13 protein-coding genes are annotated in these 14,571 nt (G+C 44.5%); 5 read left to right on the forward strand and 8 right to left on the reverse strand.

All coding sequences use genetic code 11. The features are described from left to right. Nucleotides 1-148 precede the first annotated feature (148 nt). Nucleotides 149-1,813: a M28 family metallopeptidase gene (locus tag Q8M62_RS06045; RefSeq protein ID WP_304902383.1), complete on the forward strand. Its 1,665-nt coding sequence runs from the start codon at nt 149-151 to the stop codon at nt 1,811-1,813. A 245-nt stretch (nt 1,814-2,058) separates the two neighbouring features. Here the strand turns inward: Q8M62_RS06045 and Q8M62_RS06050 are convergent, their stop codons facing one another. Both Q8M62_RS06050 and Q8M62_RS06055 read right to left on the reverse strand, forming a co-directional pair. Further along, nucleotides 2,059-2,652 (reverse strand): DUF2911 domain-containing protein, encoded by a 594-nt coding sequence (locus Q8M62_RS06050; RefSeq protein WP_304902382.1) that lies wholly within the window; start codon nt 2,650-2,652, stop codon nt 2,059-2,061. Between the two features lie 116 nt (nt 2,653-2,768). Next, complete coding sequence (locus Q8M62_RS06055; protein WP_304902381.1) at nt 2,769-3,596, reverse strand: sugar phosphate isomerase/epimerase; 828 nt, start codon at nt 3,594-3,596, stop codon at nt 2,769-2,771. 150 nt (nt 3,597-3,746) lie between these two features. On the opposite strand from Q8M62_RS06055, the gene Q8M62_RS06060 reads away from it, so the two are divergent. Continuing rightward, the gene (locus Q8M62_RS06060) at nt 3,747-4,787 is read left to right on the forward strand and encodes a 6-bladed beta-propeller (RefSeq protein WP_304902380.1); all 1,041 of its coding nucleotides are present in this window, start codon (nt 3,747-3,749) and stop codon (nt 4,785-4,787) included. A 182-nt stretch (nt 4,788-4,969) separates the two neighbouring features. Then, nucleotides 4,970-5,350 carry a VOC family protein gene (locus tag Q8M62_RS06065; protein ID WP_304902379.1) on the forward strand — a complete coding sequence of 127 codons (381 nt, stop codon included), beginning with the start codon at nt 4,970-4,972 and terminating at the stop codon, nt 5,348-5,350. Nucleotides 5,351-5,352: 2 nt separating this feature from the next. Here the strand turns inward: Q8M62_RS06065 and Q8M62_RS06070 are convergent, their stop codons facing one another. From Q8M62_RS06070 to Q8M62_RS06095, 6 genes are all read right to left on the reverse strand, one after another. Then, nucleotides 5,353-5,913 carry an LUD domain-containing protein gene (locus tag Q8M62_RS06070; RefSeq protein WP_304902378.1) on the reverse strand — a complete coding sequence of 187 codons (561 nt, stop codon included), beginning with the start codon at nt 5,911-5,913 and terminating at the stop codon, nt 5,353-5,355. Further along, nucleotides 5,910-7,268 carry a lactate utilization protein B gene (locus Q8M62_RS06075; protein WP_304902377.1) on the reverse strand — a complete coding sequence of 453 codons (1,359 nt, stop codon included), beginning with the start codon at nt 7,266-7,268 and terminating at the stop codon, nt 5,910-5,912. Before Q8M62_RS06075 ends, Q8M62_RS06070 begins: the two co-directional genes overlap by 4 nt. Further along, the gene (locus tag Q8M62_RS06080) at nt 7,265-8,023 is read right to left on the reverse strand and encodes a (Fe-S)-binding protein (protein WP_304902376.1); all 759 of its coding nucleotides are present in this window, start codon (nt 8,021-8,023) and stop codon (nt 7,265-7,267) included. Before Q8M62_RS06080 ends, Q8M62_RS06075 begins: the two co-directional genes overlap by 4 nt. Before the next feature lie 16 nt (nt 8,024-8,039). Further along, nucleotides 8,040-9,368 (reverse strand): FGGY-family carbohydrate kinase, encoded by a 1,329-nt coding sequence (locus Q8M62_RS06085; RefSeq protein WP_304902375.1) that lies wholly within the window; start codon nt 9,366-9,368, stop codon nt 8,040-8,042. 144 nt (nt 9,369-9,512) lie between these two features. After that, the gene (locus Q8M62_RS06090) at nt 9,513-10,550 is read right to left on the reverse strand and encodes a GntR family transcriptional regulator (RefSeq protein WP_304902374.1); all 1,038 of its coding nucleotides are present in this window, start codon (nt 10,548-10,550) and stop codon (nt 9,513-9,515) included. Nucleotides 10,551-10,601: 51 nt separating this feature from the next. Further along, nucleotides 10,602-12,722 (reverse strand): bifunctional aldolase/short-chain dehydrogenase, encoded by a 2,121-nt coding sequence (locus tag Q8M62_RS06095; RefSeq protein WP_304902373.1) that lies wholly within the window; start codon nt 12,720-12,722, stop codon nt 10,602-10,604. A 264-nt stretch (nt 12,723-12,986) separates the two neighbouring features. On the opposite strand from Q8M62_RS06095, the gene Q8M62_RS06100 reads away from it, so the two are divergent. Beyond that, nucleotides 12,987-14,387 (forward strand): cytosine permease, encoded by a 1,401-nt coding sequence (locus tag Q8M62_RS06100; protein ID WP_305351414.1) that lies wholly within the window; start codon nt 12,987-12,989, stop codon nt 14,385-14,387. Next, on the forward strand, nt 14,387-14,563 hold the full coding sequence (locus Q8M62_RS06105; protein ID WP_304900890.1) for a hypothetical protein: 177 nt from the start codon (nt 14,387-14,389) through the stop codon (nt 14,561-14,563). Before Q8M62_RS06100 ends, Q8M62_RS06105 begins: the two co-directional genes overlap by 1 nt. The last annotated feature ends 8 nt before the right edge of the window (nt 14,564-14,571 follow it).

The following is a 14,571-nucleotide window of genomic DNA, read 5'->3' on the forward strand; positions in this document are numbered from 1 at the left end:
CTTTTTGACAGGGACTGACCACGTTTTAGTTTCGACGGCACGTTGATACAAACCTCAATCCTTTTTGGTGACATTTTGGAAGGTGGATTTGTAGAATGTTTTAACTTGGTACCTTATCCCCAATTTCCTTAAACAAAATCAAGAATTTATGCAAAAATCGCTTTCCATATTATTCTTGGTGACTGCAGCTCTAGCAAGTTGCCAAGCACCAAAGCAGTCCAACTACCAATTTCAAGTTTCGGACTTAGAACCCAATTTGATTACACTCGCTTCAGATGAATTTCAAGGACGAAGACCCTTCACCGCTGGAGAGGAGATCACGATCAAGTTTTTGGAAGATGAATTCAAAAAGTTGGGTTTGGAGCCTGGAAATGGCGATTCCTACTACCAAGATGTACCGATGGTTTCCATAGTAAGCAAGTCTTCGGAAACCATGGAACTCAAAAATCCAAATTCTTCCGTTTCGCTCACAGGATTTCAAGACTTTGTAATGTGGACGCAAAAGACGGATTCCTTGGTGGAGATCAAAGATGCTGAAGTAGTTTTTGCAGGCTTTGGGATCGTTGCGCCGGAGTATGGTTGGGACGATTATAAAAATATTGACGTCAAAGGAAAAATCGTCGTCGTCCTAGTCAACGATCCAGGCTTCGGGACAGAGGATGTCTCGCTTTTCAAGGGGAACACCATGACCTATTACGGACGCTGGACTTATAAATATGAAGAAGCGGCGAGGCAAGGGGCTTTGGGTTGCCTGATTGTGCACAATACCATACCAGCAGGATATGGATTTAACGTGATTCAGGGAAAGCATCATCAGCCGATTTTGTATTTGGATGATCGTGGAAAGGAAACTAATAAGCTTGGCTTCGAAGGCTGGTTGACTTTGCCTTCAGCTAAAAAACTATTTGAAATGGCTGGAAAAAATGATTCTGAACTCTTATCGGCTGCTCGTAAACCCGATTTTCAAGGCATGCCTTTGGGTGTGAATCTGTCTGCTTCCATCCAAGTCGAGGCTGAGTATAATGTCTCCAAAAATGTAGTGGCCAAACTCACTGGAGAGACAAAACCAGAGGAATACCTCATCTATACCGCCCATTGGGATCACTTTGGGATAGGAAAGCCGGATGAAACCGGAGATAGCATCTACAATGGGGCCTTGGACAATGCCTCAGGAACTGCTGCGCTTTTGGCTTTGGCCAAGGCTTTTGCTACAGACCAAACTCCAGATCGTTCCGTGATTTTCCTTGCGGTGACGGCCGAAGAACAAGGTCTTTGGGGTTCGGCCTACTATGCCGAAAACCCGATTTATCCTAAGCAAAAGACCGTGGCCAATATCAATATGGACGGAATCAATCCTTACGGAAAAATGAAAGATGTCTCGATAATTGGTTCGGGACAGTCAGAAATGGAAGATTTGCTCAATGTGGAACTGGAAAAGCTAGGTCGCTACAGTGCTCCAGAACCCAATCCCGTGGCAGGCTATTACTTCCGTTCCGATCATTTTAACTTTGCTAAAATCGGAATTCCAGCCTTGTATTTCGGGACTGGGATCGATCATGTGGAAAAAGGAAAGGAATACGGAAAACAGCTTCAAGACGAGTATGTGGCCGTTTACTACCACAAGCCATCTGATGAATACCACACCAGCCGCTGGAATCTGGATGGAGCTGTTGATGATGTCCAGATCCTTTACAATGTTGGAAAAAGCCTCGCCAACTCTGACAAATGGCCCAATTGGAAAGCCGGGTCGGAGTTTAAAGCGGTGAGGGATAGTTATATGAAATCGAGCCCAACTCAATCAACAGATAAATGATTATAGGATTAGCTAAAATTTTGCCTGTTGATCAAAAATGAACTTGGATAGTGGCATATAATCGTCGACAGTAGACTGTCCACGATGCAAGGCACGTTTTATCGAACTTCATACCTTATTTTCTTAGACTATTGGAAAAAAAACGGATATACAAAAAAAGTAGTACCAAAAAGCCCATGGAAAACTCCATGGGCTTTGTATTTTATTTGAGCAGTGATACTAGCCTTTAGGCTAATCTTAATTCATTAAAAAGCAGACTTAAAGCCTTCCATTTTCTGATCCACTTGCGTGTCAACCATGAATGAGATCACGACTTTTTCCCATGCCATAGTTACTTTCGCTACTTTGTTGTTTTCGGCAGAGATGTGATACTGTAGTCGCTCGGTATTTCCGGCAGTAGGAGCTACTTTGAAGGATACCGCGTCATCAGCAGCCACAGCTTCCTCGTCGATTGCACCTTCTTTCATGTAGGCAAATACAGAAGCGGCTTTGCTGTTCAAATGTACAGTCCACTCACCCGAAGCCGCTGGCGTCATAAAGATGGAATATTTTCCAGCACGAAGATTTTTGCCACCCACACTTACAGGAGTACTGAATTCAATAATCGTTTGAGCATTTGCTCCTGCTCTCCAAGTCACACCGTATTTCTCGATTTCTCCGAAGATTTTTCTGCCTTTCACGGCTGGAGAGGAGTAGTCAATGCTAATTTTGGTAAAGCCTACTACCTGAGATACTGTCGCCGCCGGACTAGCTGCAGGAGTTTGTAATTGGGCAAATGCTGCAATCGTGGTAGTCATAACCAGCGCGAAAGCAAGGAAAAAGGATTTTGTTAATTTCATTTTGTTTTGATTTTGGATTCAGATCTGAAAGCTAACAAAAAAACAGCAAGGATGTTTACACAAAAAAACCTTCCAATTGCTTTTGCAGGAAGGTTTGATTTAAATGTAGTTCAGATCTATTTTTTCAATTCACTTTTTATAAAAGCAACACTTTGAGGTATCTGAGCAACCGATCTTGAGCTTTCATCCTCTATTACCAGATACTTAGTTCCCTGTTTTTTGGCTTCCTGTATCAAGCCTGCAATATCGATGTCGCCTGTGCCCAAGACAACATTTGCTTCGACGTCTCCTCGTCCGTCAGGCGAACCCGGAGTACCGATCTTTCTGTCTTTGAGATGGAGTTGGGGAAATTTACCCGGATGGGCCTTCATGATAGCCAAGGGATCTCCACCACCCATTTTTACCCAAAAGACATCCATGTTAAATTTAAAGTGATTTGCATTTTTCAGCATATAATCCATTGGAGTTCCACTCCCCGAATTGGAAAACTCGTAGCCATGAGGATGATAAGTCAGCGTAATACCTTCTTTTGCCAGCATTTCTCCAGTCTGATTGAAGAGATCAGTGGCTGCTTTAATCTCCTCCATAGAGATTGGGCCTTCTGCGTGGGGAATCCAATAGCAGGTTGCGTATTTTGCACCGTACTTTTTGGCATCAGCGATGATACCTGCAGGATCGGTTTTTAATCGGTTGTAGTCCGCTCCGACACCGACGATTTTTAACTTATTATCGGCAAGGAGCTTTTGGTATTCTGCATCAGACATCCCGTAGCCGCCTCCGCCTTCGAGCGCAGAAATACCCCATTCGGCGATCATTTGATGGTATTTGACCGGATCGACTTTCATTTCGTTTCTGAGGGAGTAGAGTTGCAGCGCAATTTCCTGAGCGCTTAGGCCCATTGGGCTTATGAGCAAAAGTCCTATCAACAGGTGTTTGATCTTCATAGTAGGTTGATTTTGAGTTGATCCAATTTAGGCATTTCCATATACCAAATGCAAAATTTTTCTAATCAGGGCTACGGCCTTGTTGAATTTATGCGCTTCCAATTTTTCAATCTTTCCAGAAAAGATTACCTTATGCTAATCAATTTGCCCATGAACTCACGAAGAAAATTTATCCAAAATACCTCCTTTTTAGGATTAGCTATGAGCATCAACCCTAATGTTTCACTTTTCGCCGCTCGGGAAACCATTCTCGGACACGGTGATTTCAAATATAAAATTGATCCCACTTGGGGCAATCTCGATCCTGCAAAAGTGCCTGTGGTCAACTGCCACGAAATGGTCATGGACCGAAAAGGCCGAATGATTATGGTGACGGATGAGGTGAAAAACAACATCATCATCTATGATCAATCGGGGAAACTTTTGGCTACTTGGACACTCAACATGGATCGGGCTCACGGGCTTTCTTTGGTGGATGAAGGCGACGCGGAGTATCTCTGGGTAGTGGATAATGGTGGGAAAGTGGTGAAAACTACGCTCGATGGAAAAGTCGTCACTGAAATCCCATCACCCCTGACTTCAGGTATTTATACTGAAAAAATGACTTGGGTTCCAACAGAAACAGCTGTTGGGCCAAATGGAGACCTCTACATCGCGGATGGATATGGTTCTCAGTATTTCCTACAGTACGATAAAAATGGAAATTTCATCCGAAAGTTTGGGGGAAGTGGGAAAGGAGATGCACAGTTTAGCACAGCGCATGGCATAGCAATCGATCAGCGTGGGGGAAAAGCTCCAACTTTGCTCTGCACCTCCCGAGGACACAATTCCTTCAAGCGTTTTACCATGGATGGAGAATATCTAGAGACGATTTTTCTTCCCGGGGCATTCGTTTGCCGTCCGGTGATCCATGGAGAGAATCTCTATGCCGGGGTATGTTGGTCGAGATTGAGATACTTGGAGCAGACGGACAATTCCGGCTTTGTGACGATTTTGGACAAAGACAACAAAGTAGTCTCCAATCCGGGTGGAACAGCCCCTGAATACCGAAATGGGGAACTTCAACTGATGGTGCAAAAAGAGCCGGTGTTCAAGCATTGCCACGATGTGTGTATTGATCAGGATGAAAATATCTACGTCTGTCAGTGGAATGCAGGGAAAACGTATCCGATTAAGCTCACCAGAGTTTAAAAAATGATCAATGGACAATGATCAATGATCAATTTTCAAGTAAGGGAACGATTACATGGTAAGAACCTAGTCTTCATTATTCGACATTCGATGTTTGATGTTCAATATTTCAATAATGAATCTCGAATTTTGAATATCGAACACCGAACTTTAAATAACCCATAACTAATAATCCAGACGCTATGAAATCAGTAACAGTAGGTTGGTTTGAGATCCCGGTAGCGGATATGGACCGGGCAATTGCATTTTATCAAAAAGTTTTTGACTGCATATTGAACAAGCAGGACATGGGCGATTTTCAAATGGCTTGGTTTCCATGGGATGAAAGCAAAGGTGGAGCAGGAGGGAGCTTAGTATTTCACAAAGACTTCTATCATACTTCCAAACTGGCAGGAACGCTGATTTACTTTTCCTCAGAAGACTGCGTGGTGGAACTCAGTCGCGTGAAAGATGCAGGAGGAGAAGTTCAGATTCCTAAGCGGATGATCGCTCCGGACATCGGTTATATGGGAGTTTTTCTGGATTCAGAGGGAAATCGGATAGCAGTTCATTCAATAATCTAATCTCAAACCAAAACCACTCGCAGGCTCTTTGCCCCATGTGCTCCGATGACGAGCGATTGCTCAATGTCAGCTGTTTTGGATGGGCCTGCGATAAAAAGCCCAAAGCCTGAGTGGGCATTTCCGACTAAATCATAGCCCTGATGCATGGTTTCGACCAGCTTAGATCGGTCGAGCACAATCACTAGATGCTCTGTGATAAATGGCAAAGCGCGAAGTCCAAGGTTAGTATCTTCCAGCCAGATGGCCCCGTTTTCCGCTACTCCAAATTGTCCATCCAATATAGCCAATTCTAGATCTTCCAATTCGTGGGGATCTTCCGGCAAAGTTAAATTTCCGGTAGTCCTGAAATGGGCTGAAAGTGAAATGACTTTTTGAAAATTCATGCTTGGAAGCCACTTTTCAAATTCGGCCTTGGAAAGAATCTCGCCTTTATTTCCTAAAATGGATTGGCTAAAAACTTCCTCCAAATCCCCGGAAAGGGGAAAATCAGGAATTTCAGGAAGTGATTTACTTTCCGAAGAAACGCCACGGATGGCGGCCAATATTTTCTCCCGACTGCTCATGGACGGTTCTTTTTATACCATTGCTGAAAAGTTTCCGTGGGAGTTTCCGGCAGGTTTCGGCTTTTTCCCCAGGTATTCAAAGGATGATAGATCATGCTGTCCGGCAAAGCTCTCAATGCTGCACGCATCAGATTTCCGGAGATTTTATAGGCCAGGGGACTTTTGAAAATCCCATTTGCCAACTTCATGGAAAGTCCTTTACCAAATTCCCCATGGGTTTTTGTGATCTCCTGTCGCCATTCGTAGAGTTGCTCATGAATGTTGATTTTCACAGGACACACATCCGAACAGCTGCCGCAAAGCGTGGAGGCGAAAGGCAGCGTGCTGTGTTTTTTCATATCCAGTCCCGGCGAAAGGATCGAGCCTATCGGTCCGGGAACTGTACTGCCATAGCTGAACCCACCGCTTCTTCGATAGATTGGGCAGGTGTTCATGCATGCGCCGCAGCGGATACATTTGAGCGAATTCTTGAATTTTTCCCGTGCCAGTTGAGCAGTTCGGCCGTTGTCAACCAACACGATATGAATTTCTTTACCTGGAGATGGACTTCGGAAGTGGGAATTGTAATTGGTGATGGGTTGTCCGGTGGCAGAGCGGGCGAGTAATCTCAGGAATACACCAAGATCTTTTCTGCGGGGAAGAATCTTTTCGATTCCCATACAGGCAATGTGGACATCAGCCAAATGAACGCCCATATCGGCGTTGCCTTCATTTGTGCAGACGACAAATTCGCCCGTCTCAGCAATTCCGAAATTGACCCCAGTGATCGCAACTTTTGCCCCGAGGAATTTTTCCCTGAGGTGAATTCTGGCGGCCTGAGTCAGGTAATAAGGATCCTCGTTTCCTTTTTCAGTATGGAGTTTTTCATGGAAAAGGTCGGAGATTTCGCCCTTTTTTAAATGAATCGCAGGAAGGACGATGTGACTTGGCGGTTGATTCAAAAATTGAACGATCCGCTCACCCAGGTCAGTGTCCACCACTTCTATTCCTTCTTTTTCCAGATAGGGATTCAGATGGCATTCTTCGGTCAGAATGGATTTGCTCTTGACGATAGCTTTGCAGTTTTTCTCCTGGAGAATCCTTAGAACGTGCTGATTATGCTCTTCAGCATCAGCTGCCCAGTGGATTTTAATCCCGTTTTGAAGTGCATTTCGCTCGAAATCTTCCAGGTAGGAGGCCAAATTCACTAAGACGTTGTCCTTGATCTGGGAGGCCAAATCCCGGAGTTGTTCCCACTCGGGAATGGTTTTACTGATGCGGTCGCGCTTATCCCTGACAAACCACAGCGTTTCGTCATGCCATTTCGCTTTGGCCTGATCTTTCAGAAACTCGGTGGCATTTTCGGGATGACTCATGTGATCGCCTGGTTTAAGATTTCTGCCACGTGCATAAACTTGATTTTTTGTCCTTCTCGTGTGGCAATTCCTTCCAAGTGCATGATGCAGGACATATCTCCTCCTGTGATGATTTCTACCTGATGATGGAGATGATCCTCCAGTCGGTCCTTTCCCATTCGGATCGAAAGAGCTTCCTCCGTGACGGCAAAAGTCCCCCCAAACCCACAGCATTCGTCTGTCCTGTCGAGCTCCACCCAATCCAAACCTTCCAGGTTTCCCAAAAGTTTTCGGGCTTTATTGAATGGTATCTGGTTGAGCTCCGAACTGGAAGCCAGGCGTAAGCCACGCTGCCCATGGCAGGAAGCATGGTAGCCGACCCGATGTTGAAACCTGCCTTCCAGCCGTTCTACTTTCAGGATGTCAGTGATGAATTCAGTCAGTTCGAAAACCTTATGGTGGAGGTCGTTCTGTTCTTGTTCAAGTTCAGGAATTCGGGGAGAATGCTCCTTGACATGCAACACGCAGCTTCCCGAAGGTGCAACTACATAATCAAAGTCTCTGAATAACTCCACAAAATGCCGGGTTGTTCCAATTGTATCTCGCTCATAACCAGCATTTGCCAGCGGCTGACCGCAGCAAGTTTGGCCTGCCGGAAAGCTGACCTTGCATCCTAATTTTTCCAATAACTCCAGGGTGGCGATCCCTACTTTGGGGTAGAATTGATCCACATAGCAAGGGATAAATAAGGCAACGTTCGGCTTGAAGTTTTCCATTTGGGGTAAGTTAAACTTAGGAGTCCAGATTCACCAGCATTGCAGCACCTAATGCCGAACCATTTGGGAAATCACTGGGTATGATCTCCATTTCAGGAAGTTTTTTACGAAGCATTTCCAGAAAAATAACGTTGGCATTGAAGCCTCCATCCACAAATAGCCGATTCACCGGCGCGCCGTCAAGGACAAGTTGGATTGAGGCCACTTGAATGTCGGTAAGCTCATGGAGGAAGGTATAGTAGGCTTCAGTGAATTCTGAAAAACTATTCCAATCGCTGGAATCAACTTTTTCAAGTCCATAGTCAGCAGGTTTCAGGTATTTAAAGCCGATTCGCTTTTTCGGGTTTTTGCTCACTTTTTGATAGAGCGACTCATCGAATTTCAGCTTTTTGTAAGTGCCAAGGGGAAGTGTCCAATGCGCATACATTTCCTCTACCTGGACTTTGTGCTCCTCGCCGATAAATAACCTGGAAATTTTGATGGGTTGTCCTGTGATGCTTAGGAATTGGAGACAATCCTTGTAGAGTTCAGATTCTGTAAGAGAGGTTTTGTTAAATGGGTTGATGGTGATCGCCCAAGTTCCAGTGGAAAGTAGGGCAAAAGGCTCTTTTTCTTGCTTCAGGTAAGGCAAAAGTGCTCCCGAGGAGTCGTGAACACCTATTCCGCAGGGAATTCCTCCAAGTTCAGGTTTTGTTTTAAGCAAAGAATTACCTGGGAGAATCGGGGGCAAAAGCGCTTCGATTCCTTCTCTTTTTAACCAATCATGGTAATCCATTTTCCCGAAATCCCAAAGTCCGGTATGACAGCCTATACTGGTGTAGTCCGAGACCATTTCTCCGGTGAAAATCAAGCTTAAATATTGGGGTAAGTGAAGGCAATGGCGTACTTTTTTGAAATATTCAGGCTTGGCATATTTTAGAAAGTAGAGTTGCAGGCCTGAATTTAGCATGGCTAATGGAGGGGAGGAGGTTTGCTGGCAAAAGGCTGCTTTTCCTCCGTTTTCGGAATAAAAACGATTCAAAAGATCTTCCGGAAAGGGCTTAAGGTAATCGTAAAGTGGTGTGACAGGTTCCCCATTTTCATCTGTTTGGACAAATGAAGCACCGTGACCTGAAAAATTGAGCTTTTTGATTTCGAATTCCTGAGATTTTAATGCTTCGCAAAAGGTGTTCAACATCCATTCCCGAAGGGGGAGAATAGGCTCACTGGGAAAGTCGTCTTCGTCAGGGATTGCTTGAAGCCGCGTGTAGGTACTGTGGACTTCTTTTAGATTTTCATCAAAAAGAAAGAATTTTTTATTCGTTTTTCCGATGTCAAAGACAGCGGTAACCGGGATTTTAGACATTTATTCAAATACGATTTACGAAGTACGAAATACGAGGGCCAAGGCAATGTTTGGGCTTTCGACTTTTGGAAAACTTGGAACCTTACAACCTTGCCACTTTCCAACACTTTCAATCCGCGAAGGCGGACAAGTTCTTCCAATCCCTCACAAAGACTTTCTCAAGGTCATCCGGAATTGATTTTTGATTGGAATTCGGTCCTCAATCCCCAAAATTTGCTCGGCAATGGTTTTGCCCATTTTCTGAAAATCCGTGGAGATGGTAGTTATTCCATCTGCAAGGATTTCTTTAAGGGGGGTGTCGTTGTATGAAATGATCCCGATATCTCTGCCAAGTTTAAACATCTGTTCCCGTGATTTCTTGACAATGTTTACCAGGTCAGTTTCTGCCAAGACGATATGACAATCTCCCATATCCAGCTGCTCGTCGTCATCTACGCCGTCAACAATAAGATTTTTGAAATCATGGAAAAAGCAAAAACGCTTAAATCCATCCATGATTTCTACAGGATACAGGTCGCCTTTGGGGAAAACCAAAATCAGCCTGCTGTATTTTCTCAAATGTGAAATACCGGACTCCAGTACTTCAAAGATGTCTTTTGAAAAGTCCTGGTAGACTCCCGGGAATTCATTTTCGTGGTCTTTTACGGCCCGGTCAATGATCAGAAGTTTATCCTTGGGAATTCTGGTGATGAGGTCATATGCTGTTTCAGGGTGTCCAAGACTGTTAAAGAAATGAGGAGCTAAAACATAATAGTTATAATTCCCGATGTTGGATTCCAACAAATCCTCCAATAAGTTTCGATTGTAGTGATGAATCTGCAGATCCACCGTAGCATCTGCTCCTAGTGTCTCGATAATCGAATAATAGATGATCTTTTTATACGAACTCAGTTTGTTGAAAAGCAACAGTACCTTGACCTTATGTCCCATATGAGTAGACGAAATATAAAAGCCTTTGCCTCTCACCGAAGAAATGATTCCCCTGTCGCGAAGTTCATTGTAGGCTTTTTCCACCGTGTCACGGGAAAGAAGAAAATCAAAACTTGTCTCATTAATAGAGGGAATTCTGTCTCCGATTTTAAGTTTTCCCTTTTCGATGTCCTCCAGGATCAAATTGACCACCTGGAGATATTTCGGTGTGCGAGAATCCACAGCGATTTTTTCGGATTTGTCAAGAAGCATAGGTTACTGGGTCTAATGGGTTGGGTAAGGTAGGGTAATTGTAGTTCGAATCTATCGAGGGAATGCGGCCGCGAGACCACCATCCACGTTGAGCATATTTCCTGTTGTTTTGGTTAAAAGTCCACCTACAAAAGCAAAAGCTGCGTCTGCAATGTCACTCACTTTCACACTTTCTTTTAATAATGTTCTGTTAGCGTAATATTGGGGGAGATCTTTTACATCAATGCCATAAGCCTTGGCGCGATTTTCAGCCCAGCCGCCTTCCCAAATATTGGAATTTTCGATAACTGCATCCGGGTTTACAACATTCACGCGGATTTTATCTTCAGCCAACTCAGCAGCCATCAATCTTGACATATGCAATTGCGCTGCTTTGGCTGTGCCATAAGCCACATTTTTTGGGCCTGCCACCAGTGCGTTTTTGCTTACAATATTGATCACATCCCCTCCGAGGCCCTGCTGCTTCATTAAAGTTACGCCAGCTTTGGAAACCTGATACTGTCCCATGACCAAAATATCGTTCAATCGAGCCCAATCTTGATCTGTGTGATCTTCAAAAGCTTTGGAAATAGAAATCCCGGCATTGTTGACCACGATATCTATACCACCAAATTTCAGGCAAGTTGCCTGGATGGCGTCTGCCAAACTCTCGGAATCAGTTACATCAAGTTTTGCCCCCAAGACCACATCCTTGCCATATTTTTTTTCAAATTCCGCAACGGCAGTGGCTAATCTTTCCGGATCAATATCAGTCAAGACCACGCAGGCGCCTTCCTGAACATATTTTTCAGCGATGCCTTTTCCAATGCCTCCCGCACTTCCTGTGACGAGCGCAATTTTTCGGGAAAGTGGTTTTTCTTTCGGCATTCTCGAAAGTTTTGCTTCTTCTAGCAACCAGTATTCGATATCAAAAGCTTCCTGAAGCGGAAGTGATACATATTCCGAAACCGCCTCAGCACCACGCATGACATTGATGGCATTGATGTAGAATTCACTGGCTACCCGGCTGGTTTGCTTGTCTTTTGCGTAGCTGAAAAGTCCAACGCCCGGCCACAAAATCACAACCGGATTGGGGTCGCGCATTGCCGGACTGTTTGGATGCTTGTGTTTTTGATAGTAGTCAGCATACATTTCACGATATGCCTGAAATGCCACACCTATTTTTTCTTTTAAACCATCCACGTCGCTAAGCACGGCATCCGCGGCTAAATCCAGTACAAGAGGGCTAATCTTGGTTCTTAGGAAGTGATCCGGACAGCTTGTGCCCATTGGGGCTAGCTTGGTCAGGTCATGACTGTTGACGAATTGTAGTACAACTTCTGAATCACTGAAAGTACCTACCATTCGTTTTTCCGAGGATGCAAGTCCACGTAGAATTGGAGCTAGCTTGGCTGCTTGAGATTTTCGCTGATCCGGCGAAAGAGATTTAACTTTTTCCCCTCCAAAAACCGGTCGTTTTTTTCCATAATTTGATTCCAAATAAGCGGATGCCATTTCAATGACTTCAAGGCTGTTGAGATAGCACTCATAGGCCGTGTCTGCCCAAGTGAATAGCCCATGACCTCCAAGCATAATCCCCCGGATTCCCGGATTATTGTCTAAGGCTTCCTTAAGTTGCAAGCCCAGGTCAAAGCCTGGTCGCTGCCAAGGAACCCATGCAATTGCACCTTTCCATAGTTCTTGGGTGATCTTTTCTCCATCCTTCGATGCGGCGATTGCAATAGCGGCATCCGGATGCAGGTGATCAATATGTTTGAATGGTAAGAAACCGTGTAGGGGCGTATCGATCGAGGGAGCTTTTGAGTCCAAATCATAGATGCAATGATTGAATAATCCAACCATCTCATCCTCAAACTCAATTCCGCGATAGATGCCTTTTAGTGATCTGAGTTTGTCAACATACAAACCAGCCAATCCAGAACGGGTCATTGTGCCAATATCGCCTCCCGAACCCTTGATCCACATCACCTCCACCGGCTCCTTGGTCAATGGGTCAAGCTCCATTGTTTTACAAGAAGTATTGCCTCCGCCATAATTGGTAATCCGAAGGTCGGCTCCGAGTATGTTAGAGCGATAAATTAAAAGTTCTACCTCGTTTCCTTCCAGTGACGCGGCTTTTGCCTCGTCCCATAGGTAGCTTACATGCTTGAAACTCATAATAGGTGTATTCATTATAACAGGTCTACTGGTGATAGGATGAATTTCTCAGAAAACGACTCAATAGGTGTCCTGTAGTGTCTTGAGTGAATCGTAGTTTTGAATTTTTTTTTATGAATTTGAAAGAGTCTTCAAATTATCCGAGAACATGATTTTAAAATTTACCTTTTAATTAACTTTTTGCAAACTAAACCTTAGACAAAGGGTAGAAAAAGTTTTAGACAGGGCAGGACAGGTTGGGACAGACATTATGTTTTATTGAAGTCAAAATAATTTTCAATGAGCAACAGATTCTTTAAAAAAATAGTTGGTGAAACCAATGAATATGAACGGACCCCTATTCCCGGGGCTAGCCTAAAAGGAGGCAAAAGCTTTCTGGGCATGTATGCAGGAGAGCATACTGCCGGGACAGAGTTTGTCATTGGGCCACTATTTGTTGCACATGGAGTGGCCGCGGGGGACTTGGTACTGGGGCTGTTGATAGGGAATTTACTGGCCGTATTGAGTTGGGGGCTGATCACCGGGCCGATCGCAGCATCCAAGCGTATGACCTTGTATTATCAGTTGGAGCGCATTGCTGGGAAAAATCTGGTGCGTTGGTACAATCTGGTTAATGCTCTCATGTTCTGTTTTTTGGCGGGATCGATGATTGCCGTTTCAGCCACAGCTGTGGGGATTCCTTTTGATCTGGAAATGCCCACTTTGACTGATTGGCTTCCGCGGACACCGGGTTGGATTGTCACAGTATTGGTGATGGGGGCGGTGATCACTTTAGTGGCTATCCAAGGTTATAATCAAGTTTCTAAGTTTGCAAATATCATGTCTCCCTGGATGATTTTGATTTTCATAGCCGCGGCAATTGTGGGATTAGCCCAACTTGGAGTTGGTTCTTTCGAAAGCTTGATCACCATTGCTCAGGAAGTGATTTGGAATGGAGTACCACTCGCCGGTATGTCCAAATTTACGATTTGGCACATCATCTTTTTCGCCTGGTTTTGCAATATGGCCATGCATATAGGGATGTCAGATTTGACGATTCTCCGCTACGCAAAGTCCTGGACCTATGGATTCTATTCTTTTGCGGGAGTTTTTTTGGGACATTTTGTGGCCTGGATAGCCTCAGGAATTCTTTATTCGGTATTTCTTCAGGCCAATACAGCCTCACAGGAATTTGCCCCCGGAGCGATTGCTTACCAGACCTTGGGCATTGCCGGAGCTATCTGCGTGGTGATCGCTGGCTGGACTACGGCGAATCCCACGATTTATCGGGCCGGGCTTGCACTGCAGGGGATTTTCCCTAAAGTACCAACTTGGAAAATCACAGCCATTGTGGGTGGAATTACCAGTTTGGCTGCTTGTTTTCCTGCTTTGGTAATGAAACTGCTGGATTTTGTGGCCTTGTATGGCTTGCTTTTGATGCCGATGGGAGCGGTGATTTTTGCGGATTTCTATTTTTCCAAAAAGATGGGCTTCCAATACGAAGGGGCATTGAATTCCAAGTCTGATTTCAGTGTTCCTGCCTTGCTGAGCTGGGTTTTGACTTTGGTCTTCTGTTTGGGATTGAATTTCTTCTACGGGGTGGAAATCTTCTTTCTAGGGCTTCCTGGTTGGTTTGTGGCAGTTGCCATCTTTGTTGTTTTATCCAGAATGAAATATCCACTTGCCAAATCACTTGCGTAATGAAAAATCTGTTGAAAATAGGTTCGCTTTTAGGCTTACTGCTGACTATTGTACCCCCGATTATCTTTTTTATGGGGAATTCGGATTTGAGTCAAATGAAATGGACCATGGGTTTCGGTATGGTGCTTTGGTTTGTGACCGCTCCGTTTTGGATAAATAAAACCAGTCAGCAGTAGGCAGTCCC

Origin of the sequence: Algoriphagus sp. (assembly GCF_030694375.1) — a bacterium.
Taxonomy (GTDB): Bacteria; Bacteroidota; Bacteroidia; order Cytophagales; family Cyclobacteriaceae; genus Algoriphagus.

Bases quoted from the DNA above. Each gene is read 5' to 3' on its own strand.
- Q8M62_RS06045 (WP_304902383.1), top strand. From the start codon at position 149: ATGCAAAAATCGCTTTCCATATTATTCTTGGTGACTGCAGCTCTAGCA.
- Q8M62_RS06050 (WP_304902382.1), bottom strand. From the start codon at position 2,652: ATGAAATTAACAAAATCCTTTTTCCTTGCTTTCGCGCTGGTTATGACT.
- Q8M62_RS06055 (WP_304902381.1), bottom strand. From the start codon at position 3,596: ATGAAGATCAAACACCTGTTGATAGGACTTTTGCTCATAAGCCCAATG.
- Q8M62_RS06060 (WP_304902380.1), top strand. From the start codon at position 3,747: ATGAACTCACGAAGAAAATTTATCCAAAATACCTCCTTTTTAGGATTA.
- Q8M62_RS06065 (WP_304902379.1), top strand. From the start codon at position 4,970: ATGAAATCAGTAACAGTAGGTTGGTTTGAGATCCCGGTAGCGGATATG.
- Q8M62_RS06070 (WP_304902378.1), bottom strand. From the start codon at position 5,913: ATGAGCAGTCGGGAGAAAATATTGGCCGCCATCCGTGGCGTTTCTTCG.
- Q8M62_RS06075 (WP_304902377.1), bottom strand. From the start codon at position 7,268: ATGAGTCATCCCGAAAATGCCACCGAGTTTCTGAAAGATCAGGCCAAA.
- Q8M62_RS06080 (WP_304902376.1), bottom strand. From the start codon at position 8,023: ATGGAAAACTTCAAGCCGAACGTTGCCTTATTTATCCCTTGCTATGTG.
- Q8M62_RS06085 (WP_304902375.1), bottom strand. From the start codon at position 9,368: ATGTCTAAAATCCCGGTTACCGCTGTCTTTGACATCGGAAAAACGAAT.
- Q8M62_RS06090 (WP_304902374.1), bottom strand. From the start codon at position 10,550: ATGCTTCTTGACAAATCCGAAAAAATCGCTGTGGATTCTCGCACACCG.
- Q8M62_RS06095 (WP_304902373.1), bottom strand. From the start codon at position 12,722: ATGAATACACCTATTATGAGTTTCAAGCATGTAAGCTACCTATGGGAC.
- Q8M62_RS06100 (WP_305351414.1), top strand. From the start codon at position 12,987: ATGAGCAACAGATTCTTTAAAAAAATAGTTGGTGAAACCAATGAATAT.
- Q8M62_RS06105 (WP_304900890.1), top strand. From the start codon at position 14,387: ATGAAAAATCTGTTGAAAATAGGTTCGCTTTTAGGCTTACTGCTGACT.